This is a genomic window from Cupriavidus sp. 2KB_3, assembly GCF_052115685.1.
Taxonomy (GTDB): Bacteria; Pseudomonadota; Gammaproteobacteria; order Burkholderiales; family Burkholderiaceae; genus Cupriavidus; species Cupriavidus campinensis.
This window is the reverse complement of record NZ_JBFRHD010000026.1, coordinates 44,208-65,471: the sequence shown is the minus strand read 5'-3', so window position 1 is coordinate 65,471 and position 21,264 is coordinate 44,208. Positions and strand designations below refer to the sequence as shown.

18 protein-coding genes are annotated in these 21,264 nt (G+C 66.6%); 8 read left to right on the top strand and 10 right to left on the bottom strand.

The window, feature by feature from the left end; translation table 11 throughout:
* Positions 1-106: 106 nt before the first annotated feature.
* The gene (locus AB4120_RS24125; RefSeq protein WP_092292961.1) at positions 107-628 is read left to right on the top strand and encodes a carboxymuconolactone decarboxylase family protein; all 522 of its coding nucleotides are present in this window, start codon (positions 107-109) and stop codon (positions 626-628) included.
* Between the two features lie 200 nt (positions 629-828).
* Positions 829-1,398, top strand: a complete 570-nt coding sequence (locus tag AB4120_RS24120; protein ID WP_441642947.1) for a GNAT family N-acetyltransferase — start codon at positions 829-831, stop codon at positions 1,396-1,398.
* A 13-nt stretch (positions 1,399-1,411) separates the two neighbouring features.
* Here AB4120_RS24120 and ispF read toward each other — a convergent pair whose 3' ends face one another.
* Both ispF and ispD read right to left on the bottom strand, forming a co-directional pair.
* On the bottom strand, positions 1,412-1,918 hold the full coding sequence (gene ispF / locus AB4120_RS24115; protein WP_441642946.1) for a 2-C-methyl-D-erythritol 2,4-cyclodiphosphate synthase: 507 nt from the start codon (positions 1,916-1,918) through the stop codon (positions 1,412-1,414).
* 21 nt (positions 1,919-1,939) lie between these two features.
* Positions 1,940-2,692, bottom strand: a complete 753-nt coding sequence (gene ispD / locus AB4120_RS24110) for a 2-C-methyl-D-erythritol 4-phosphate cytidylyltransferase (RefSeq protein WP_392388495.1) — start codon at positions 2,690-2,692, stop codon at positions 1,940-1,942.
* Between the two features lie 170 nt (positions 2,693-2,862).
* On the opposite strand from ispD, the gene mfd reads away from it, so the two are divergent.
* The 6 genes from mfd (at position 2,863) to AB4120_RS24080 (ending at position 10,930) form a co-directional block, all read left to right on the top strand.
* Complete coding sequence (mfd, locus tag AB4120_RS24105; protein ID WP_441642945.1) at positions 2,863-6,312, top strand: transcription-repair coupling factor; 3,450 nt, start codon at positions 2,863-2,865, stop codon at positions 6,310-6,312.
* A gap of 45 nt (positions 6,313-6,357) precedes the next feature.
* Positions 6,358-7,572: an acetylornithine deacetylase gene (argE, locus tag AB4120_RS24100; RefSeq protein WP_144195727.1), complete on the top strand. Its 1,215-nt coding sequence runs from the start codon at positions 6,358-6,360 to the stop codon at positions 7,570-7,572.
* A 91-nt stretch (positions 7,573-7,663) separates the two neighbouring features.
* The gene (gene serB, locus AB4120_RS24095; RefSeq protein ID WP_149136166.1) at positions 7,664-8,518 is read left to right on the top strand and encodes a phosphoserine phosphatase SerB; all 855 of its coding nucleotides are present in this window, start codon (positions 7,664-7,666) and stop codon (positions 8,516-8,518) included.
* A gap of 174 nt (positions 8,519-8,692) precedes the next feature.
* Complete coding sequence (locus AB4120_RS24090) at positions 8,693-9,001, top strand: hypothetical protein (protein ID WP_441642944.1); 309 nt, start codon at positions 8,693-8,695, stop codon at positions 8,999-9,001.
* Positions 8,998-9,288, top strand: coding sequence for a hypothetical protein (locus AB4120_RS24085; protein ID WP_187645161.1), 291 nt, complete (start codon positions 8,998-9,000; stop codon positions 9,286-9,288). Before AB4120_RS24090 ends, AB4120_RS24085 begins: the two co-directional genes overlap by 4 nt.
* Positions 9,289-9,298: 10 nt before the next feature.
* On the top strand, positions 9,299-10,930 hold the full coding sequence (locus tag AB4120_RS24080; RefSeq protein ID WP_441642943.1) for a PepSY-associated TM helix domain-containing protein: 1,632 nt from the start codon (positions 9,299-9,301) through the stop codon (positions 10,928-10,930).
* Between the two features lie 50 nt (positions 10,931-10,980).
* On the opposite strand, the gene AB4120_RS24075 is transcribed toward AB4120_RS24080, so the two are convergent.
* The 8 genes from AB4120_RS24075 to phaC all read right to left on the bottom strand — a co-directional run bounded on the left by AB4120_RS24075 (position 10,981) and on the right by phaC (position 20,971).
* Complete coding sequence (locus AB4120_RS24075; protein WP_441642942.1) at positions 10,981-12,192, bottom strand: cystathionine beta-lyase; 1,212 nt, start codon at positions 12,190-12,192, stop codon at positions 10,981-10,983.
* 98 nt (positions 12,193-12,290) lie between these two features.
* Positions 12,291-12,902 (bottom strand): hypothetical protein, encoded by a 612-nt coding sequence (locus AB4120_RS24070; protein WP_149136169.1) that lies wholly within the window; start codon positions 12,900-12,902, stop codon positions 12,291-12,293.
* 32 nt (positions 12,903-12,934) lie between these two features.
* The gene (gene bktB, locus AB4120_RS24065) at positions 12,935-14,119 is read right to left on the bottom strand and encodes a beta-ketothiolase BktB (protein ID WP_149136170.1); all 1,185 of its coding nucleotides are present in this window, start codon (positions 14,117-14,119) and stop codon (positions 12,935-12,937) included.
* 103 nt (positions 14,120-14,222) lie between these two features.
* Positions 14,223-15,584, bottom strand: a complete 1,362-nt coding sequence (rimO, locus tag AB4120_RS24060) for a 30S ribosomal protein S12 methylthiotransferase RimO (RefSeq protein WP_222944714.1) — start codon at positions 15,582-15,584, stop codon at positions 14,223-14,225.
* Between the two features lie 473 nt (positions 15,585-16,057).
* A complete protein-coding gene (phaR, locus tag AB4120_RS24055) occupies positions 16,058-16,609 on the bottom strand; it encodes a polyhydroxyalkanoate synthesis repressor PhaR (RefSeq protein ID WP_149136171.1) in 552 nt (183 codons plus the stop codon).
* A gap of 331 nt (positions 16,610-16,940) precedes the next feature.
* Positions 16,941-17,681 (bottom strand): 3-ketoacyl-ACP reductase, encoded by a 741-nt coding sequence (locus tag AB4120_RS24050; protein WP_144195744.1) that lies wholly within the window; start codon positions 17,679-17,681, stop codon positions 16,941-16,943.
* 138 nt (positions 17,682-17,819) lie between these two features.
* Entirely contained in the window at positions 17,820-19,001 is a 1,182-nt protein-coding gene (locus AB4120_RS24045) for an acetyl-CoA C-acetyltransferase (protein WP_149136172.1), read from the bottom strand.
* A gap of 83 nt (positions 19,002-19,084) precedes the next feature.
* Entirely contained in the window at positions 19,085-20,971 is a 1,887-nt protein-coding gene (gene phaC / locus AB4120_RS24040; RefSeq protein ID WP_441642941.1) for a class I poly(R)-hydroxyalkanoic acid synthase, read from the bottom strand.
* Between the last annotated feature and the right edge of the window lie 293 nt (positions 20,972-21,264).

Sequence of the window (21,264 nt, the reverse complement as noted above, 5' to 3'; positions counted from 1 at the left end):
CGCCCTGCCCGGGCGGACCGGCGCGCGCGGAAGTGGCCGATACGGCGCTTCCGCGTCAAAGCCCGCAAATGCGGGTTTTTTGAGCCCTGGACGATAGGAGAAATAAATGGAATTCCTCAGCACGATTAAGAACCTGATTCCCGACTACGCGAAGGACATCCGCCTGAATGTGGATGGCACGATCGCGCGCTCGTCGCTGGAAGGCAATGACGCCGTCGGCGTGGCACTCGCCGCCGCCTTCGCCGCCAAGAGCAAGATCATCGTCGATGCCATCCGCAATGCGAACGTGCTGTCGCCCGAGGAAGTCACCGCCGCCCAGACGGCTGCGGCGCTGATGGGCATGAACAATGTCTGGTATCCGTACATCGAGATGGCCGAGGACCCGGACCTGTCGAGCCAGCCCGCCGGCCTGCGCATGAACGCCTACGCTACCCATGGTGGCGTGGACAAGCGCCGCTTCGAGATGTACGCACTGGCCGCGTCGATCATCGGCAAGTGCCATTTCTGCGTGAAGTCGCACTATCAGTTGCTGAAGACCGAGCAAGGCATGAGCGCGCAGCAGTTGCGCGACGTGGGCCGCATCGCCGCCGTGATCGGGGCTGCCGCCAACGTCATCGCCGCCGAATAAGGCTTGCCGGGCAAACATTGCCCGCCTGGTCGGGAAGACCTGCCGGAACACCTGCCGCCACCGCAAGGGGCGGCAGGTTTTTTTTTCGATGTCAATACGCTGGGCGGCATGTTGTCTGACACGCAAACGGGCAATCGGGAACCATGCACTTGTGCCTCGACCGGCCTACAATCCACGCAAGGACACGGATACCAGAGGCCATGAGTACCTTGCCTTCGCATACTTCCCCCCGTTTTCGCTTCCGCCTGGCGGCGGCGTACGACTGGGGCGACATCGCAGCGGTCACGCAGCAAGCCTATGGGCAATACGAACTTGCGATCATGGAAGATTGCCGCGCCTCGTTCCAGCGCGGAATGCAGTCCGTGCTGGCCGCCAAGGACAATCCCGATATGGAATGGTGGGTCGCCGAGAGCGACCACGGCATCAGCGGCGCTGTGCTGTTCTGCCATCCGGGCGCCACGCTGCCCGCGCTGGACGACAGCACTGTCACGCTGACGCAGCCCGAGGCGCGGCTGCTGTCCGTGAGCCCGCAGGCGCGTGGCCAGGGGCTGGGGCATCGGTTGATGCAGATCTGCATCGAGCGGGCGCGCGACATCGGCGCCAATACGCTGGTGGTGCGCACCATGCCCGAGATGGCCTCCGCCAACAAGCTGTGCCAGCAGATGGGCTTCCAGAAGCGGACCGAAGCCGGCGCACGCAGCGGTGCCATGGCGCGCCTGAACGACTACACCTTCGCGATCCTGCCCGAGGACGCACCGCCCCCCGTCTGACCGCGCAGTTTCTTCAATCCTGGGCGTCGCCAGTCTTGCGGTAGATCAGCACCGCGGCCTGCGCGACGATGCCCTCTTCGCGCCCTTCGAAACCCAGCTTCTCGTTGGTCTTCGCCTTCACGTTGCAACGCGTGACGGGCAGGCCAAGGTCTTCCGCGAGATTCGCCACCATGCCGCCGATATGCGGCGCCAGTTTTGGCCTTTGTGCGATGACCGTGGCATCCACGTTGCCGATCTCGAAACCGGCCTCGCGCACCCGCCGGGCCGCCTCGCGCAACAGCACGCGGCTGTCGGCACCGGCGAAATTCGGGTCCGTATCGGGAAAATGCCGGCCGATGTCGCCCAATGCGGCGGCACCGAACAGCGCGTCGGTCACGGCGTGCAGCAGTGCATCGGCATCGGAATGGCCGAGCAGGCCACGGTCATGCGGAATGTCCACGCCACCCAGGATCAGCTTGCGGCCCGGCACCAGGGCGTGTACGTCATAGCCCTGGCCAATGCGGATATCGAACGGATTCAATGCGACTCCTCTGAAAAATGCTTAACGGTCGGCCGGCGGGGCTGCCGGCGCGAGCAGGATGTCCGCCAGCGCGAAATCCTCGGGGTACGTGACCTTGAAATTGCGCAGCGAGCCGTTGACCAGGCGCGGATGCAGGCCCAGGCGCTCGATGGCGCTGGCCTCGTCGGTCACCACGGCGCCGGCGGCCAGCGCCTCCTGCAGCGCCTGGCGCAGTACACCCACGCGGAACATCTGCGGCGTCTGGGCCTGCCAGAGGCCCTCGCGCGGCACCGTGGAGCCGATCCGCACGCCAACCTGGGTGCCTGCGTCCGCCCGCTTGAGCGTATCGGGCACCGGCACCGCCAGAATGCCGCCGATGGCCGCATCGGCCTCGTCGTCGGCCTCCACGGCGCGGATCAGCGTGTCGATCATGGCCGGGGTCAGCCCCGGGCGGGCGGCGTCGTGCACGAGCACCCAGTCGCTGTCCGTGGCGCCCAGCTGGGCCAGGTGATGCAGGCCGGCCAGCACCGAGGCATGGCGCGTGGCGCCGCCCACGAAGGCGGTATCGAAGCGCAGCCCCGCGAACGCCTCCGCGCCGAAGCGGGATTCCAGCGGCATGTCGTCCGGCGCCAGCACCAGCGCGGTGGCGCTGATGCGCTCGCAGGCGGAAAAGGCGGCCAGCGCGTGCCAGATCATCGGGTGGCCGGCCACGGTCTGGTATTGCTTGGCGACGTGGCCGCCGGCGCGGCTGCCGGTACCGGCACAGGGAATGAGGGCGAAGCGGCGAGCAGACACAGGATCGTGGGGCGAAGTCAGAATAAGACGGGCGGCGGACCGGCCGGTGCGCATTCTATAATACGGCCCTTGTCCACCGCCACGGAGATCCTTCCGGGGCCGGACCATGATGACGCACCCCCGCCCGCACTGCCGGCGGGGCGCCGTCGTTTCGATCGCCCTTGCTGCCAATGCCTGACATCCACGCTGTCACATCCTTCGCCAACCTGTCGCTGGTCAAGCCCGGCATGCGTCACGCGATTGCCGGCCTGACCGGCTCCGCCGACGCCCTGCTGGTGGCCGCCTACGCGCGCCAACACCAGGGCGCGCTGCCGATGCTGGCGGTGATGTGCGCCAACGCCACCGACGCCCAGCGCCTGGCCGAGGAAATCCCGTGGTTCGCGCCCGAATTGCGCGTGCGGCTGCTGCCAGACTGGGAAACGCTGCCCTACGACAGCTTCTCGCCGCACCAGGACCTGGTATCCGAGCGGCTGGCCACGCTGCACGACATCCAGACCGGCCAGTGCGACGTGATGCTGGTACCCGCCTCCACCGCGCTCTACCGGCTGGCGCCGCCGGCCTTCCTGGCCGCGTACACCTTCTTCTTCAAGCAGGGCGAGAAACTCGACGAAAGCGCGCTCAAGGCCCAGTTCACGCTGGCCGGCTACGAGCACGTCAGCGCGGTAATGCGCCCCGGCGAGTACAGCGTGCGCGGCGGGCTGATCGACCTGTTCCCGATGGGCTCGGCCCTGCCGTACCGGATCGACCTGTTCGGGGACGAGATCGAGACCATCCGCGCGTTCGACCCGGACACCCAGCGCAGCCTGTACCCGGTGAAGGAAGTGCGCCTGCTGCCGGGACGCGAGTTCCCGCTCGACGAAGCCGCCCGCACCGCCTTCCGCGGCCGCTGGCGCGAGGTGTTCGAGGGAGATCCGACCAAATCGCCGATCTACAAGGACATTGGCAACGGCGTGCCGTCTGCCGGTATCGAGTACTACCTGCCGCTGTTCTTCGAGGAGAGCGCCACCCTGTTCGACTACCTGCCCGCCGGCACGCAGCTGGCCTTCGCGGGCAATATCGACGAGGCGATCCGCCGTTTCTGGGCCGATACCACCCAGCGCTACACCTTCATGCGGCACGACCGCGAACGCCCGCTGCTGCCGCCGGCCGACCTGTTCCTGTCCGAGGAGCAGTTCTTCGTGGCCGCCAAGCCGCTGCCGCGCGTGGTGCTGCAGCGCGAGGCCACGGCCGAGCAGAGTCCGTTCTCGGCCGCCCTGCCCGATGTCTCGGTCAACCGGCGCGCCGAAGACCCCTTGGTCAACCTCGAAGCCCTGCTGCTGAACAAGGCCACGCGCGTGCTGATGTGCGCCGACTCTGCCGGCCGGCGCGAGACGCTGATGCAGCTCTTCGCCGAGAGCAGCCTGCGCCCGCAGCCCGTGGATGACTTCGCCGCCTATCTGGCCGGCGACGCGCATTTCTCGATCGCCGTGGCGCCGTTGCAAAGCGGCTTTGCGCTGCCGCAGGCGCAACTGGCCTTCGTGACCGAGGCCGAACTCTACGCCGGCACCGCGCGCCGCACGGGCCGCCGCAAGCAGGAGCAGGCCAGCGCCGTCGATTCGATGGTGCGCGACCTCGCCGAACTGAAGATCGGCGACCCCGTGGTGCATAGCGAGCACGGCATCGGCCGCTATCAGGGGCTGGTGACGATGGACCTGGGCCAGGGCGAGGAAGAATTCCTGCACCTGGACTACGACAAGGGCAGCAAGCTGTACGTGCCGGTGCACCAGCTGCATGTGATCTCGCGCTACTCGGGCGCCGATCCGGAGTCCGCGCCGCTGCACCACCTGGGCTCGGGCCAGTGGGACAAGGCCAAGCGCCGCGCCGCGCAGCAGATCCGCGACACCGCCGCCGAACTGCTCAACCTGTACGCGCGGCGCGCTTTGCGCCAGGGCTTTGCCTTCCCGCTACAGCCCAAGGACTACGAGACCTTCGCCGAAAGCTTCGGTTTCGAGGAGACCCCGGATCAGGCCGCCGCCATCGCCGCCGTGATCGCTGACATGACCTCGGGCAAGCCGATGGACCGGCTGGTCTGCGGCGACGTAGGTTTCGGCAAGACCGAGGTGGCCCTGCGCGCCGCCTTCGTCGCCGTGCTGGGCGGCAAGCAGGTGGCCATGCTCGCGCCGACCACGCTGCTGGCGGAGCAGCACTTCCAGACGCTGTCCGACCGCTTTGCCGAATGGCCCGTGCGCATCGTGGAGCTGTCGCGCTTCAAGACCAGGAAGGAGATCGACGCGGCCATCAAGCAGATCAACGAGGGCACCGTCGATATCGTCATCGGCACGCACAAGCTGCTCTCCGACGACGTGAAGTTCCAGCGCCTGGGCCTGGTCATCATCGACGAGGAACACCGCTTCGGCGTGCGCCAGAAAGAGGCGCTCAAGACACTTCGTGCCGAGGTGGACGTGCTGACGCTTACCGCTACCCCCATCCCGCGCACGCTGGGCATGGCGCTGGAGGGCCTGCGCGACTTCTCGGTCATCGCCACGGCGCCGCAGAAGCGGCTGGCGATCAAGACCTTCGTGCGGCGCGAGGAAGACGGCGTGATCCGCGAGGCCATCCTGCGCGAGCTGAAGCGCGGCGGGCAGGTCTACTTCCTTCATAACGAGGTCGAGACCATCGAGAACAAGCGCGCCCGGCTGATGGAACTGGTGCCCGAGGCGCGTATCGCCGTGGCCCATGGCCAGATGCACGAGCGCGAGCTGGAGCGCGTGATGCGCGACTTCGTGGCGCGGCGCGACAACATCCTGCTCTGCACCACGATCATCGAGACCGGCATCGACGTGCCGACCGCCAACACCATCCTGATCCACCGCGCCGACAAGTTCGGCCTGGCCCAGTTGCACCAGCTGCGGGGCCGCGTGGGCCGCTCGCACCACCAGGCCTATGCCTACATGCTGGTGCATGACGTGGACGGCCTGACCAAGCTGGCACAGCGCCGGCTGGAGGCGATCCAGCAGATGGAGGAACTCGGCTCCGGCTTCTACCTTGCCATGCACGACCTGGAAATCCGCGGCGCGGGCGAGGTGCTGGGCGACAAGCAATCGGGCGAAATCCACGAAATCGGCTTCCAGCTGTACACGGACATGCTCAACGCCGCCGTGAAGGCGCTCAAGGCTGGCAAGGAGCCGGACCTGATGGCGCCGCTGCAGGTGACCACCGAGATCAACCTCGGCACGCCGGCGCTGCTGCCGAACGACTATTGCGCCGATGTGCACGAACGCCTGTCGCTCTACAAGCGGCTGGCCAATTGCGAGACGGCCGAGAGCGTGGACAACATCCAGGAGGAGCTGATCGACCGCTTCGGCCGCCTGCCCCCGCAGGCGCAGGCGCTGGTGGAGACGCACCGGCTGCGCATCGCCGCCGTGCCGCTGGGCGTGCGCAAGATCGATGCGGGCGAGGCCAGCATCAGCATGCAGTTCGTGCCGAACCCGCCGATCGACGCCATCCGCATCATCGACCTCGTGCAGAAGAACCGCCATATCAAGCTGGCCGGACAGGACAAACTGCGCATCGAGGCCAAGATGCCCGATGTGGCCGTGCGCGCCCAGACCATCAAGCACACGCTGCGCCAACTGGCGTGACGGTGTAGCATCGCTTCCTTGACGAATCAATCATCTTTCCGCCCCATGCCTGCCCACGCCAACGCCCAATCTTCCGCCACCGCAGCCAAGCCGCGCGGCAGCGCGCTCGACTGGACCCAGCGGCTGGTGTCTTACGACACCACGTCGCGCCATTCGAATCTCGGCCTGATCGAGGCCGTGCGCGACCACTTCCTGGCCAAGGGGCTGCGGCCGCACCTGAGCTACAACCCGCAGGGCGACAAGGCCAACCTGTTCGTGACCGTGCCGGCGGCCAATGGCGCCACCGACGGCGGCATCGTGCTGTCCGGCCACACCGACGTGGTGCCGGTAGACGGCCAGAACTGGACCACCGACCCGTTCAAGCCCGTGATCCGCGACGGCAAGCTTTATGGCCGGGGCACCTGCGACATGAAGGGCTTCATCGGCACCAGCCTGGCGCTGCTGCCAACCATCCTGGAAGCCAGGCTGCGCGAGCCGGTGCACTACGCGCTGTCGTTCGACGAGGAGATTGGCTGCATGGGCGCGCCTTATCTTCTGGCCGAATTGCGAGACCGCGGCGTGCGGCCGGGCGGCTGCATCGTCGGCGAGCCGACCAGCATGCGCGTGATCGTGGCGCACAAGGGCATCAACGCCTACCGCTGCTGCGTGAAGGGCCAGGCCGCGCATTCGTCGCTGACGCCGAAGGGCGTGAACGCCATCGAATACGCGGCGCGGCTGATCTGCTTCATCCGCGACATCGCCGATGAATTCAAGGCCAACGGCCCGTACGACCAGGCCTTCGACGTGCCGTTCACGACGGCCTCCACCGGCACGATCCAGGGTGGCATCGCGCTGAACACCATCCCGGCGCTGTGCGAGTTCGTGTTCGAGTTCCGCAACCTGCCGGGCGTCGATCCCGAGGCGATCTTCGCGCGGATTCAGGAATATGCGAATGGCGTGCTGCTGCCGAAGATGCGCGCCGAGCATGCGGACGCGGGGCTGACGCTGGCGAAGATTGCCGCCGCGCCGTCGCTCGACGCCGCCGAGGCCGACGCCATCACGCAACTGGTTCGCGCGCTGACCGCCGACCGCGACACCAACAAGGTGGCCTATGGCACCGAGGCCGGCCTGTTCCAGCGCGCCGGCATCCCGGCCGTGGTCTGCGGCCCCGGCGACATCCAGCAGGCCCACAAGCCGGACGAATTCGTCGCGCTCGACCAGCTGGAAGCGTGTGAGGCCTTCCTGCACAAGGTGGTGGACAGCCTGCGCGTGGCGGCCTGAGCCGCCTGATTCGTTCGAGCAGGATGGCGGTGCGCTTACAATATCGCCTTCCTCGCTTTGCGCGCTCCGCCCCGACTTCCCCCCTGCCGTCATGCCCCTGATTCTCCAGAGCCTGTCCCCGCTGTCGCCCGCCGATCTCGACGCCATCCGCCCCATCGCCGACGCCTCCGCGTTCACGCTGCGCGCGGCCAACGTCGCGGCCGCCGACGACTGCGCCCCGCTGACGCCCGCGCTGCACAAGGCGCTGGACCAAGCCTGCGGCCCACGTGCCATCGATTGGGCCGTGGTACCGGCCGGGCGCAAATTCTCGGACTTCCGGCTGGTGGCCATGGACATGGACTCGACACTGATCACGATCGAGTGCATCGACGAAATTGCCGATTTTTGCGGGCTGAAGGCCGAGGTTTCGGCCATCACGGAAGCCGCCATGCGCGGCGAGATCACCGATTTCAACGAAAGCCTGCGCCGCCGCGTGGCCCTGCTCAAGGGGCTGGATGCGAGCGTGCTCGACCGCGTCTACGCGGAGCGCCTGCGCCTGTCTCCGGGTGCCGAGCGGATGTTGCAGACGGTGCAGGCGCTTGGCATGCGCACGCTGCTGGTGTCAGGCGGCTTTGTCCACTTCACCGACCAGCTCAAGCCGCGCCTGAAGCTGGACTTCACGCGCGCGAACACGCTGGAAATTGTCGACGGCAAGCTCACCGGGCAGGTGGTCGGCGAAATCGTCAATGCGGACGTCAAGGCACGCACGGTGCGTGAGGTCTGCGAGCAGATCGGCGCCGATGTGTCGCAGGCCATCGTCATGGGCGACGGCTCGAACGACCTGAAGATGATGGCCGTGGCCGGCCTCTCCGTCGCCTTCCGCGCCAAACCGGTGGTGCGCGCGCAGGCCAGCGTGGCGTTCAACCACGTTGGCCTGGACGGCCTGCTGAACCTCTTCCCGCACTAAATCCCCCGCCTCTTGCCCGCCCGGAATCTGGCTCCGGGCGGCGCCCGCATCGCATTTCCCCTAGTTTTTCGTCCCTTTTCGGCGGCCGAACTGTAACGCAACGTATTGATTTCCTTGTGAAAACAAATGCGAATCATTACTATTCGGTATTCCAATCATCCCGATGTCGCTCGCATGCAAGCGTTCGCTGTATTGCTAGGACTGGCGGCAGCGGCGTGCCTGTACCTCGCCGCGCCGAACCAGGTTCTCTTTGTCACCGCCAACGGTGAAGGCCGCGCACCGCTGCCGCCCCGGCTGCTGGGCTGGCTCGGCCCGCTGCTGTCCGTCGCCAGCGCCTGGACCATGAGCGTGCCCGAGGGCTGGCCGGTGGCCATCGCGGCCACGCTGGTCACGTTGACCTGCAGCCTGTCCCTGTGGCCGTTCATCGGCACCTGGGTCCACCATCGCCGCGGGCTGCCCCGCCGGGAAGGGAGCGCAGCATGATGGGCACGAAATGGCTTGCCGGGACACTGCTGGGCCTGCCCCTGGCCATCGCGCTGTGCACGCTGGGCATCCTCTGGCTGCCGGGCGGCTGGCATGGCGGCGTGGTAGCGGCGGTGCTGCTCAGCTTCGTCGGCTGGGTGACGCTGATCAGCCTGAGCCTGCTGTTCCGCACCAGCGCGGCCGCGTGGCTCTGGCTGGGCGGCGCCAACCTGATCTGCTTCGGCCTCCTGTGGGCGCTGCGCCTGACGAACACCATGCCCGCCGCGTCCGCGCTGGCCGGGTCGTGAGGACCTCTCCATGAAACCCAATACCCTCCGCCTCTACCAGACGCTGCATACCTGGGTTGGCCTGATGGCCGGCTGGGCGCTGTTCATCGCCTTCTTCGCGGGCGCCATCACGGTTTTCCACCACGAACTGCATATCTGGCAGAACCCGGCCCGCCTGGAGGGCCATCACGCCGCCGAGGTGCACGTGGATGGCCCGGCCGTCGACGCCTTCGTCCAGAAACTGGTGGCCGTACATCCGGATGCCGCCGCCAGCGTCTACGTGTCGCTGCCGAGCAAGGAAGAGCCGGACTTCAACGCCTACTGGCAGGACAAGACCGGCGCGTGGCACACCATGAACGGCACGGCCCTGAACGGCGACGCCGCCGCGCAGCGCGACACCTCGCTCGACCGCGTCACCGGGGAGCTGTCGGCGTTCCTGAACTCGCTCCACTACTCGCTCGGTCTGGGCCTGAACGGCACGTATTTCATGGGCGTGATCTCCGTGCTGTACGGGCTGGCGCTGGTGTCCGGCGTGCTGCTGCACCTGCCGCGTCTCAAGAAGGACCTGTTTGCAGTGCGGCCGGGCCGCAACCTGAAACGGTTCTGGATGGACGCGCACAATGTGGTCGGCCTGTTCAGCCTGCCGTTCCACATGGTGTTTGCGGTGACGGGCGCGTTCCTGTGCCTGTCCCTGGTCATGGTGATGGTGTTCAACCTGCTCACCTTCAACGGCAAGCTGATGGAACAGGTGCCCACCGCGATCGCGGCCACGCCCGAGATGACGGCAGCCGGCCGGGCTTCGCCGACCATGCCGGCGGCGCAACTGCTGGCCATCGCGCGCGAGCACGCCGGCGAGCGCTTCACGCCGGAGGCCATCCGCTTCCAGCGCTATGGCGATGCCAATGCCGTGGCGGAAGTGCGGGGGGACAGCGAGCGGGCGCTGGGCAATGGCGGCTCCGTGGGCATCCACGCGGCGGCCAACGAGCCGAACGCCGGCAAGCTGATCGCCAACCAGACCCCCGGCGCACGCGACACCAATCACACGCTGTATAGCGGCATCTTCGCGCTGCACTACGGCACCTACGGCGACCTGCCCGTGCGGATCGTCTACCTGCTGGCGGGCCTGGCGGGTGCGTTCCTGTTCTACTCGGGCAACCTGCTGTGGATCGCGTCGCGCCGCAAGACGCGCCAGGCCGAGCAGCCGCGCGTGCATCGCCTGCTGGCGCAGGCCACGGTGGGCGTGTGCATCGGCACCTGTATCGGCGTGGCGCTGTGCTTTCCGGCCGCGCTGCTGTGGCCCGAGCGCGCCGTGAGCTATGTGTTCTGGCCGGTGTTCCTGCTGGCGGTGGGCTGGTCGCTGGTGCGTCAGCCGGTGCGGGCGGCTGTCGAGCTGCTCTATGTGGCGGCGCTGGCCTCGCTGACCGTGCCGCTCGCCAATGCCCTGCTGACCGGCGACCACTTCATCGTGGCCGCCCTGCACGGGCGCTGGGGCGTGGCGGGCTTCGATATCGGCGCCATCGCACTGGCGGTGGGCTACGTGGTGCTGGCCCGTGCCACCCAGCGGCGTGCGCACAACGGCCCGGCGGAATCGGTCTGGGCGCTGCGCCCGGCCACGTCCGAGCAGGCCGCGCAACCGGCCCTGCGCAAGGCCGACGCGTCTTGATGTTCCAGCGTCTCTCTCCATCGGGGAGAGACGCCTTTTCTGCCTTTCCCTCAACGCAAGTGCTGTTCCATCGCCTGCTTCAAGTCTGCGATCAGGTCGCGCGAGTCTTCCAGGCCGATGTAGAGCCGCACCAGTTCCCCCGCATTCTCCCAGCCAGCCGGCGGCCACGTGCCCGCCGGACGCATGGTGTCCACGTGGTACGGCACGGCCAGGCTGTGCGCCCCGCCCCACGACCAGCCAATCGCATACAGCTTCAGGGCCTCGACGAAGGCGTCCACCTGCTCGCGCCCAAAACGGCTGTGCAGGATGATCGAGAACAGCCCGCTCGCACCGGTGAAGTCGCGCCGCCATTCGGCATGGCCGGGGCAATCGGGCAGCGCGGGATGGAGCACGCGCGTCACCTCGGGCCGCTTGGTCAGCCATTCGGCAATCTCGCGCGCGGACCGGTCATGCGCGGCCAGGCGCACGGGCATGCTTGCCATGCCGCGCAGGACCAGGAAGCAGTCATCGGCGGACACGCCCCAGCCCATCACCATGCGCGTGCGCTTGAGGCGGTTGTGGACCGATTCATCGGCCGTGATCACGGCGCCCATCAGCACGTCGCTGCCACCCGACTGGTACTTGGTCAGCGCCTGCACCGAGATGTCGATGCCCTTCGCGAACGGCTGGAAGTAGACGCCCGCCGACCAGGTATTGTCGATGGCGGTCAGCACGCCGCGTACCTTGGCGGCCGCCACGATGGCCTCGGTATCGGGCACTTCCATCGTCACCGAGCCCGGCGCTTCGAGCCAGATCAGCTTGGTGTTGGGCTGGATCATCGACGCGATGCTGGCACCCGCCATCGGATGGTAGTAGCGCACGCTCACGCCGAATTCGCGGGCAAGCCATTCGCCATGGTCGCGATTGGGGCCGTAGACGTTGTCCGGCACGAGCACGTCGTCGCCGGATTTCAGGAACGCGAAATAGACCAGCGAGATGGCGCCCATGCCGGACGGCAGCAGCAGCGTCTGCCGGCCCCCTTCGATCTGGGCGAGCTGCTGGCACAGCGCCTCGCTGGTGGGCGTGGCGTGCAAGCCGTAGCGCCAGTAGGTCTTCGTGGGGTCGCCATAGGCGCGCAATTCGTCCAGATTGCGAAACACCACGGTCGAGCCGCGATAGGTCGGCGTGGAAAACGAGTCGAAGCCCGGCGCGATGTCGAGTTCGGGCTGGACAGCCAGCGTCTGGAGGTAGCGGGAGGCGTCGGAATGGGAACGGTCGGACACGGCGAAATCCTCGTTTGCGGAAGGTCGGATCAGGCGTCCGAGCTTACCAGCAAATGCCGGGGTGGCCGAGAGGCCACCGTCACCGCGTCTGATCTGGCTCAGCGCGAGTTGCCGATCGAGATCGAGGACTTCGGCACAGGCGGCGCATAGGTGACGCCGCTGCTGGGCCGCATGTCGAATGGCGGAATAACGAGGTAGCCGCCAAGCGGGCGGATGAAGAACGGCAGCACGATAGCCGGGTTGAAGGCGTCGGTCCAGGTGCCGCGCACCGCACCGTTCTGGTCGATGCGGCCTTCCCAGTTGCCCGAGACGCGCGTGCCGTCATCGGACTCTTCCATCAGGAAAGCGCCTTCGTTCCATTCGCCGGACAGCAGGCGCACACCGCCCTTGCCGTCGCCGGAGGCGTACTCGCCCTGCAGGCTGTCGCGGGTATCGGTCTTGGGGCCGACGCGCAGCCGCACTTGTTTGTCGCCGACATTGCCGACGTAGACCGGGAACTTCGCGTACTCGGAGCGCGGCGCCAGCGAGCCGACCGGGCCCGAGGACAGCGACGTCCCGCGCCGGGCTTCCCCAGCGCGGATGGCGTCGTTGATGCCGAGACTGCCCTGCCCGCCCTGCCCACCCGTTGACAACGACTCGCTGCCAGCCGCCTGGGCGGCCAGCGGAACGAACACCGCGAACGCGGCAACAACGGTCAGGCGGAAAGGCATCGGACGCAGCAAGGCAAACCCCGGATCAGGACTCAGATACGCTCAAAGATAGCAGCAATGCCCTGGCCACCGCCAATGCACATCGTCACAAGCGCATAGCGGCCCTGCACGCGTTGCAGTTCGTGCACAGCCTTGACCGTAATCAGCGCGCCCGTCGCACCAATCGGATGGCCCAGCGAGATCCCCGAGCCGTTCGGGTTGACCTTGGCCGGATCGAGGCCGAGCGCCTTGGTCACCGCGCACGCCTGGGCGGCGAAGGCCTCGTTGGCCTCGATCACATCGAGATCCTTGACCGACAGGCCGGCGCGCTCGAGCGCAATCTTCGTGGCCGGCACCGGGCCGATACCCATGGTCTTCGGGTCCACGCCGGCGTGGCCGTAGGACACCAGGCGCGCCAGCGGCTTCAGGCCACGGCGCTCGGCTTCGGCGCGCTCCATCAGCACCACCGCGGCCGCCGCGTCGTTCAGGCCCGAGGCATTGCCCGCCGTCACCGTGCCGTTTTCCTTGACGAAGACCGGCTTGAGCTTGGTCATGTCGTCCATCGTGGCGTCGTGGCGCACGTGCTCGTCGGTGTCGAACACGACATCACCCTTGCGGGACTTCAGCGTGACCGGAACGATCTGGTCCTTGAAATGACCGGCCTTGATGGCGGCCGACGCGCGGCGGTGCGACTCCAGCGCGGCCTCGTCCTGCTGGGCGCGCGAGATGTCGTACTCCTTGGCCACGTTCTCGGCCGTCACGCCCATGTGGATGGCGTGGAACGGGTCGTGCAGCGCGCCGAGCATCATGTCGACGAGCTTGGCATCGCCCATGCGCGCGCCCCAGCGCGCCATCGGCGCCAGGTACGGCGCGCGGCTCATGCTCTCCGCGCCGCCGCCGATCGCCACGTTGGCATCGCCGAGCAGGATGGTCTGGGCGGCGCTGACGATGGCCTGGAGGCCCGAACCGCAGAGACGGTTCACAGTCAGTGCGGGGGCGTTGATCGACACCCCGCCGTTCACGGCCGCCACGCGGCCCAGGTACATGTCTTTAGGTTCGGTCTGGATCACATTGCCGAATACCACGTGGCCGACGTCGTCGCCGGACACATTGGCGCGGGCCAGCGCCTCGCGCACGACCAGCGCGCCCAGATCGGTCGGGGCCAGGTCCTTCAGGCTGCCGCCGAAGGTGCCGATTGCGGTGCGCACACCGCTGACAACCACCACTTCACGCGTCATGTCTTGTCTCCATGAGTTCATGTTGCGGCGCACAGTATAGTCCCGGCCACCCTAAAACGAACGACCGTACTTTTACCTAATGTCCCGGACCCGCTGGTGATCTTTAAACCACTTCACCCCACAGGTCGTGGCCATCGGCGCCGGTAATCTTCACGTGGACGAAGTCGCCGGTCTTGTAGCGTTGCGACGGCTTCGCGGCCGGGTCGATGTAGACCAGACCGTCGATCTCGGGCGCATCGGCCGAGGACCGGCCCACGCCGCCATCCTGGTTCACCTCGTCCACCAGCACGCGCAGCGTCTGGCCGACCTTGCGCTGCAGGCGGCGCGCGGAAACTTCCTCGGCCACTTCCATGAAGCGCGCGCGGCGCTCCTCACGCACCTCGTCCGGCAGCGCGCCGGGCAGGTCATTGGCGGTAGCGCCGTCCACGGGCGAATAGGCGAAGCAGCCCACGCGGTCCAGCTCGGCTTCGGCGATGAAGTCGAGCAGTGTCTGGAACTCTTCCTCGGTCTCGCCCGGGAACCCGGCGATGAACGTGCTGCGGATGGTCAGCTCGGGGCAGATCTCGCGCCAGGCGCGGATGCGATCGAGCGTCTTTTCGGCATTGGCCGGGCGCTTCATGCGCTTGAGCACGTCCGGGTGCGCGTGCTGGAGCGGCACGTCGAGGTACGGCAGCACATTGCCCTGCGACATCAGCGGAATAATCTCATCCACGTGCGGGTACGGGTACACGTAGTGCAGGCGCACCCAGGCGCCGTACTGGCTGGCCAGCTCGCCCAGCGCGCCGACCAGTTCGGTCATGCGGGTCTTGAGCGGGCGACCATTCCAGAAGCCGGTGCGGTACTTCACGTCCACGCCATAGGCGCTGGTGTCCTGCGAGATCACCAGCAGTTCCTTGACGCCCGACTTGAACAGGTTTTCGGCCTCCAGCATCACTTCCGCCACCGGGCGCGAGACCAGATCACCGCGCATCGACGGGATGATGCAGAACGAGCAACGGTGATTGCAGCCTTCGGAAATCTTCAGGTAGGCGTAATGCTTGGGCGTGAGCTTGATGCCGGCTGGCGGCACGAGGTCCGTGAACGGATCGTGCGGCTTGGGCAGGTGCGTGTGGACGGCCTGCATGACCTCGCCCAGCGCATGCGGGCCGGTCACGGCCAGCACCTTAGGGTGGACCGACGAGACGATGTCGTGCCCGGCCGCATCCTTCTTGGCGCCCAGGCAACCCGTGACGATGACCTTGCCGTTCTCGGCCAGGGCCTCGCCGATGGCGTCCAGGCTCTCCTGCACGGCTTCGTCGATGAAGCCGCAGGTGTTGACCACGACCAGATCGGCATCGTTATAGGTACCGCTGATCGCGTAGCCTTCGGCGCGCAACTGGGTCAGGATCTGCTCGGAATCCACCAGCGCCTTCGGACAGCCCAGGCTGACAAACCCCACGCGGGGCAAATTGGCTACGCCGGCCACGGAAGCCGTTGATTTTTCGTCACTTTTCACTTGTACTTCCTGACTGCGTCTTGTGGGGGCCGGCCCGAGGCCGAAGGTGGGGCGAATTCTAACCCAGGGCGGGCAATTGGGCGTCATGCGGCCGAAGGGGGAGGCACCTCGCTTCATGACGTTCAATCCGCTCCGCCAGCGCGGCCAGCCGGACGCCTTCAGCCGTCTCGGGGGCAGGATCCATGTCTACGAGGGAGGACACCTCAGCCAGTGCCACCCTATAGGCATTCTCGTCGCAGAAGGGAGCCGTTTTCATATGTTCTTCCAGATTCACCATTGCCGTCGATCACATGATCGTGCCCCGGAGACATCGAAAAAAACATGCGAACAATCTGAAAATCGCCACTCCCCCAAACGACATCGCCGCGCGCACCATATTCCAGGCGCGCGCGGCGATGGGGGGAATCCGGACGACCGGCGGGCCGGCCTGGGGATGTCGTGACTTACTTCTTTTCCTGCTGGTTGAACGGGAACGTGCCGAACATGCTCTTGGCCTGGTTCTGCATCTGTTCCTGCATCTGCACGAACAGGTTCTTGCTCTGCTCGATGTAATTGCTCATCATGCCCTGCATCATCGGGCCCTGCATGTTCATGAACTGCGACCACATGTCCGGGCTGAAGGCCTCGCCCGAGTAGAGGCCCTTCGAGTTCTCGGCGAGCTTGTTCTGGATGTCGATGAACGCCTGGATGTTCTTCTCCAGGTAGGTGCCCATCATGCCCTGCATGGCATGGCCGTAGAAGCGGATGATCTGCGACAGCATGGCGCTCGAGAACATCGGCACACCGCCGGTTTCCTCTTCCAGGATGATCTGCAGCAGGATGCTGCGCGTCAGTTCGTCGCCGGACTTGGCGTCCACGACCTTGAATTCCTCGGAATCCATGACCAGCTGCTTGACGTCCGCGAGTGTGATGTAGGTGCTGGTCTGCGTGTCGTAGAGCCGGCGATTCGGGTATTTCTTGATCAGTCGCTCTGCGCCTTTTTTGGTCGTGGCCATCGGTGCTCTATCCTTTGTCGTCGCTGATGCATGGGGTGCGCATCTGCTGCTGCGCGCTGCTGCACCGCATGCGATGCACTGCGCAATCGGGGGCGCCCGCGCCGCGCTCTAGTTTGGTGCCGGGGGCGCCGCTGACCTGATTCTATGCTCAAGAAAGCACTAAGAAAAGCCACCCCGATTAAGGAAAACCCGCAGCATCGCATGCAAAACGGGCCGTCCTGGCAGCCAGGCGGCCCGTTTTCCGAGGTGCGCCGCGGCACGCTTCCGGCCTGCTGCAGCGCGCTCGGTGCGCCGCATCAAGCCGGCCGCGCGCCGCGCAGCCAGCAGCCGGTCAGCCCATGTGCAGGCCGCCGTTGAGCGAGAAGTCGGCGCCCGTGGAGAAGCCCGATTCGTCCGAAGCCAGCCATGCGCAGATCGACGCGATTTCCTCCGGCAGGCCCAGGCGCTTGACCGGAATCGTCGCCACGATCTTGTCCAGTACGTCCTGGCGGATGGACTTGACCATGTCCGTGGCGATATAGCCCGGCGACACCGTGTTCACCGTCACGCCCTTGGTGGCCACTTCCTGCGCCAGCGCCATGGTGAAACCGTGCAGGCCAGCCTTGGCCGTCGAGTAGTTGGTCTGGCCGAACTGGCCCTTCTGCCCGTTCACCGACGAAATATTGACGATGCGGCCCCAGCCGCGGTCCGCCATGCCGTCGATGACCTGCTTGGTCACGTTGAACAGCGACGTCAGGTTGGTGTCGATCACCGCGTCCCAGTCGGCCCGCGTCATCTTGCGGAACACCACGTCGCGGGTGATACCGGCGTTGTTGATCAGCACGTCCACCTCGCCGACATCGGCCTTGACCTTGTCGAAGGCGGATTTGGTCGAATCCCAGTCGGCCACGTTGCCCTCGGACGCCACGAACTCGAAGCCGAGCGCGCGCTGCTGTTCGAGCCACTTCTCGCGGCGCGGCGAATTCGGGCCGCAGCCCGCCACCACCTTGTAGCCGTCACGGGCCAGGCGCTGGCAAATGGCGGTTCCGATGCCGCCCATGCCGCCGGTCACATATGCAATGCGCTGAGTCATATTCACTCCTGTTGGCTCGCTGATCGATGCAATGGCACCGATCTCTGTTATAGACGCCGGCGGACAAACCCATGTCTCCTGCCGCCGGCTACCCCTCAGTGCAACTCAAATACTCGTTTTCGGCCGGATCGGTCTGACTTAGTTCCGTTCCACAGCCAGCGCCACGCCCATGCCGCCGCCGATGCACAGCGAGGCCAGGCCCTTCTTGGCGTCGCGGCGCTTCATTTCGTGCAGCAGCGTCACCAGGATGCGGCAGCCGGACGCGCCGATCGGATGGCCAATGGCGATGGCGCCGCCGTTGACGTTGATCTTCGACTGGTCCCAGCCCATCTGCTGGTGCACGGCCAGCGCCTGCGCGGCGAAGGCTTCGTTGATTTCCATCAGGTCCAGGTCCTGCACGCCCCAGCCCGCGCGGGACAGGCAGCGCTTGCTGGCCGGCACCGGGCCCATGCCCATCACGGCCGGATCCACGCCGGCATTGGCGTAGGCCTTGATGGTGGCCAGCGGGGTCAGGCCCAATTCCTTGGCCTTAGCGGCCGACATCACCACCACGGCGGCGGCGCCGTCATTGAGGCCCGAGGCGTTGGCGGCCGTCACCGTGCCGGCCTTGTCGAATGCGGGCTTCAGGCCAGACAGGCTGTCCAGCGTGGCGCCCTGGCGCACGAATTCGTCGGTCTTGAACGCCACCGGGTCGCCCTTGCGCTGCGGAATCAGCACCGGCACGATTTCCTCGTCGAAGCGGCCAGCCTTCTGGGCCGCCTCGGCCTTGTTCTGGGAACCCACGGCGAACTCGTCCTGTGCCTCGCGCGTGATGCCGTACTCCTTGGCGACGTTCTCGGCCGTGATGCCCATGTGGTACTGGTTGTACACGTCCCACAGGCCATCGACGATCATCGAGTCGACCAGCTTGGTGTCGCCCATGCGGAAGCCGTCGCGCGAGCCCGGCAGCACGTGCGGCGCGGCGCTCATGTTCTCCATGCCGCCGGCCACGACGATCTCCGCCTCGCCGGCGATGATCGCATTGGCGGCCAGCATCACGGCCTTCAGGCCCGAGCCGCATACCTTGTTGATGGTCATGGCCGGCACCATGTCCGGCAGGCCGGCCTTGCGCGAAGCCTGGCGCGCCGGGTTCTGGCCGGCGGCAGCCGTGAGCACCTGACCCATGATGACCTCGCTCACCTGGTCCGGCTTCACGCCGGCACGCTCGAGCGCGGCCTTGATGACGAGGGCGCCCAGCTCCGGCGCCGGGATCTTGGCCAGCGAGCCGCCAAACTTGCCAACTGCGGTGCGGGCTGCGGAAACGATGACGATGTCGGTCATTTGAAGTCCTTTCGAGAAAGCATGAAGCCAATCGGTACGAAACCCCGGGCCAGTCCCACGGAACCGGCCCCGGCGGAAAACGTTCAGGCGCGCTGCTTGACGTAGCGGCCCGGTGCGGGTTCGATGGCCCGGTAGCGGGCGTTGCCGTAGTCGGCCGGCGCAGCGCGCTTGGCGCCGGCCTGCTTGCCTAGCCAGGTCATCCAGTCCGGCCACCAGCTGCCGGGCTTCTCCTCGGCACCGGCCAGCCATTCCTGGGCCGAGCCGGGCAGCGCCTCGTTGATCCAGTGGCTGCGCTTCTTCTTGGCCGGCGGGTTGATCACGCCGGCGATATGGCCGGACGCGCCGAGCACGAAGCGCAGCTTGTTGTTCAGCAGGCCGGTGGAAGCGTACGCGGACGTCCACGGCACGATGTGGTCCTCGCGCGAGCCATAGATATAGGTAGGCACGTCGATGTCGCCCAGGTCCAGCGGCGCGTTGCAGACGCTCAGCTTGCCGGGCACCTTCAGTTCGTCCTGCAGATACATATGGCGCAGGTACCAGCAGTACCACGGTCCCGGCAGGTTGGTGGCGTCGCCGTTCCAGAACAGCAGGTCGAACGGTACCGGCGTGTTGCCCTTGAGGTAGTTGTCGACCACGTAGTTCCAGACCAGGTCGTTCGGCCGCAGGAACGAGAACGTGTTGGCCAGCTCCACGCCGCGCAGCAGTGCGCACGGGGCCCCGGCGGCGCCGCCGATGGTGGCCTCGCGCAGTTGCACATGCGGTTCGTCGACGAATACATCCAGGATGCCGGTATCGCTGAAGTCCAGCAGCGCGGTCAGCAGCGTCAGGCTGGCCACGGGGCGCTCGCCGCGCGCGGCCAGCACGGCCAGCGCCGTGGCGACGATGGTGCCGCCCACGCAGAAGCCGAGCACGTTGATCTTGTCCTGCCCGCTGATGTCCCGCGCCACCTCGATCGCGCGGATGGCCGCGTGCTCGATGTAGTCGTCCCAGGTGCGCTCGGCCATCGTCGTATCGGGGTTGCGCCAGGACACCAGGAAGACCGTGTGGCCCTGCTCCACCACGTAGCGGACCAGCGAGCTTTCGGGCTGCAGGTCGAGGATGTAGAACTTGTTGATGCACGGCGGCACCAGCAGCAGCGGCCGGGCGTGGACCTTGTCGGTCAGCGGCTTGTACTGGAGCAGCTGGAAGTATTCGTTCTCATAGACCACCGCGCCTTCGGTCACGGCCACGTTGCGGCCCACCTCGAAGGCGGTTTCGTCGGTCTGGGAGATCTTGCCCCGGGTCAGGTCCCCGAGCATGTTGCGCATGCCGGTGCGCAGCGATTCGCCGCCCGATTCGATCAGGCGCTGCTGGGCGTCGGGATTGGTGGCGAGGAAGTTGGCGGGCGACATCGCGTCCACCCACTGCGACACCGCGAAGCGGATGCGCTGGCGGGTCTTGGCGTCGGCCTCCACGGCGTCGGCCAGCTCGGTCATCGTGCGGGCAGTCAGCAGATAGAACGCGGCAGCGTAGCGGTACGGCGCGTTGTTGCGCCAGGCCGCGCTGGCGAAGCGGCGATCGGACAGGCGCTGGCTGGCGGCCCCGGCATCGCCGTTGCCATTGCCGGCTGCGCCGTTCGGCACGGCAGCCGCGCCCATTTCACGCCAGAGTTCGGAGAAATCCTTCAGGTAACGTTCCTGGATCTGGGCCAGCAACGTCGGCGGAATCTTCAGGCCGGCGCCGGCCGGCCCCTGGAATGCGCCCTGGAACGCCTTGGCAAACGCATCGCCGCCGGGAAAGCCCGGGAACGCGCCCGGCACGCCGTTCGGCATGCCTGACGGAAAACCGGGCGGCAACTTGCCGTTGATTTCGGGAGCCCACTGACGGGACCACTCCAGCCATGCAGCTGGATCGAATGGCCCCGGCGCAAACTGAAACGGTTGGGACTTGTCTTCCGCGCTGGAAGCTGCCGCACCTTTGCCGGTCGCCATGATGTATTCGTCTCTCTGCCGTCGTGATGTGAAGACGGGCTCGGGGTAACTGTCTCCCGACCCGCCCCGAATCCGGGTTGCGCCTCTGGGTAATCTGGTCACCCAGACCGGGACGCCGCATCGGCGGCGCCAGGTCATACGCTATGCTTGCCGGCGAAACCCTGGAGAACTTCCTCGGTTCCGATACATTTGAAGGCATTGTTGCCTTGCAATGTAGACGCTGTCAATGCGGAATTCCGCATTGCGAACGCGCGTGCGGGAAACGCATCCCCGACCTACCGGACGGTAAGCCT

Coding starts and splice junctions, on each gene's coding strand:
- AB4120_RS24125 (WP_092292961.1), top strand. CDS start 107: ATGGAATTCCTCAGCACGATTAAGAACCTGATTCCCGACTACGCGAAG.
- AB4120_RS24120 (WP_441642947.1), top strand. CDS start 829: ATGAGTACCTTGCCTTCGCATACTTCCCCCCGTTTTCGCTTCCGCCTG.
- mfd (WP_441642945.1), top strand. CDS start 2,863: ATGCCTGACATCCACGCTGTCACATCCTTCGCCAACCTGTCGCTGGTC.
- argE (WP_144195727.1), top strand. CDS start 6,358: ATGCCTGCCCACGCCAACGCCCAATCTTCCGCCACCGCAGCCAAGCCG.
- serB (WP_149136166.1), top strand. CDS start 7,664: ATGCCCCTGATTCTCCAGAGCCTGTCCCCGCTGTCGCCCGCCGATCTC.
- AB4120_RS24090 (WP_441642944.1), top strand. CDS start 8,693: ATGCAAGCGTTCGCTGTATTGCTAGGACTGGCGGCAGCGGCGTGCCTG.
- AB4120_RS24085 (WP_187645161.1), top strand. CDS start 8,998: ATGATGGGCACGAAATGGCTTGCCGGGACACTGCTGGGCCTGCCCCTG.
- AB4120_RS24080 (WP_441642943.1), top strand. CDS start 9,299: ATGAAACCCAATACCCTCCGCCTCTACCAGACGCTGCATACCTGGGTT.
- AB4120_RS24070 (WP_149136169.1), bottom strand. CDS start 12,902: ATGCCTTTCCGCCTGACCGTTGTTGCCGCGTTCGCGGTGTTCGTTCCG.
- bktB (WP_149136170.1), bottom strand. CDS start 14,119: ATGACGCGTGAAGTGGTGGTTGTCAGCGGTGTGCGCACCGCAATCGGC.
- phaR (WP_149136171.1), bottom strand. CDS start 16,609: ATGGCCACGACCAAAAAAGGCGCAGAGCGACTGATCAAGAAATACCCG.
- AB4120_RS24050 (WP_144195744.1), bottom strand. CDS start 17,681: ATGACTCAGCGCATTGCATATGTGACCGGCGGCATGGGCGGCATCGGA.
- AB4120_RS24045 (WP_149136172.1), bottom strand. CDS start 19,001: ATGACCGACATCGTCATCGTTTCCGCAGCCCGCACCGCAGTTGGCAAG.
- phaC (WP_441642941.1), bottom strand. CDS start 20,971: ATGGCGACCGGCAAAGGTGCGGCAGCTTCCAGCGCGGAAGACAAGTCC.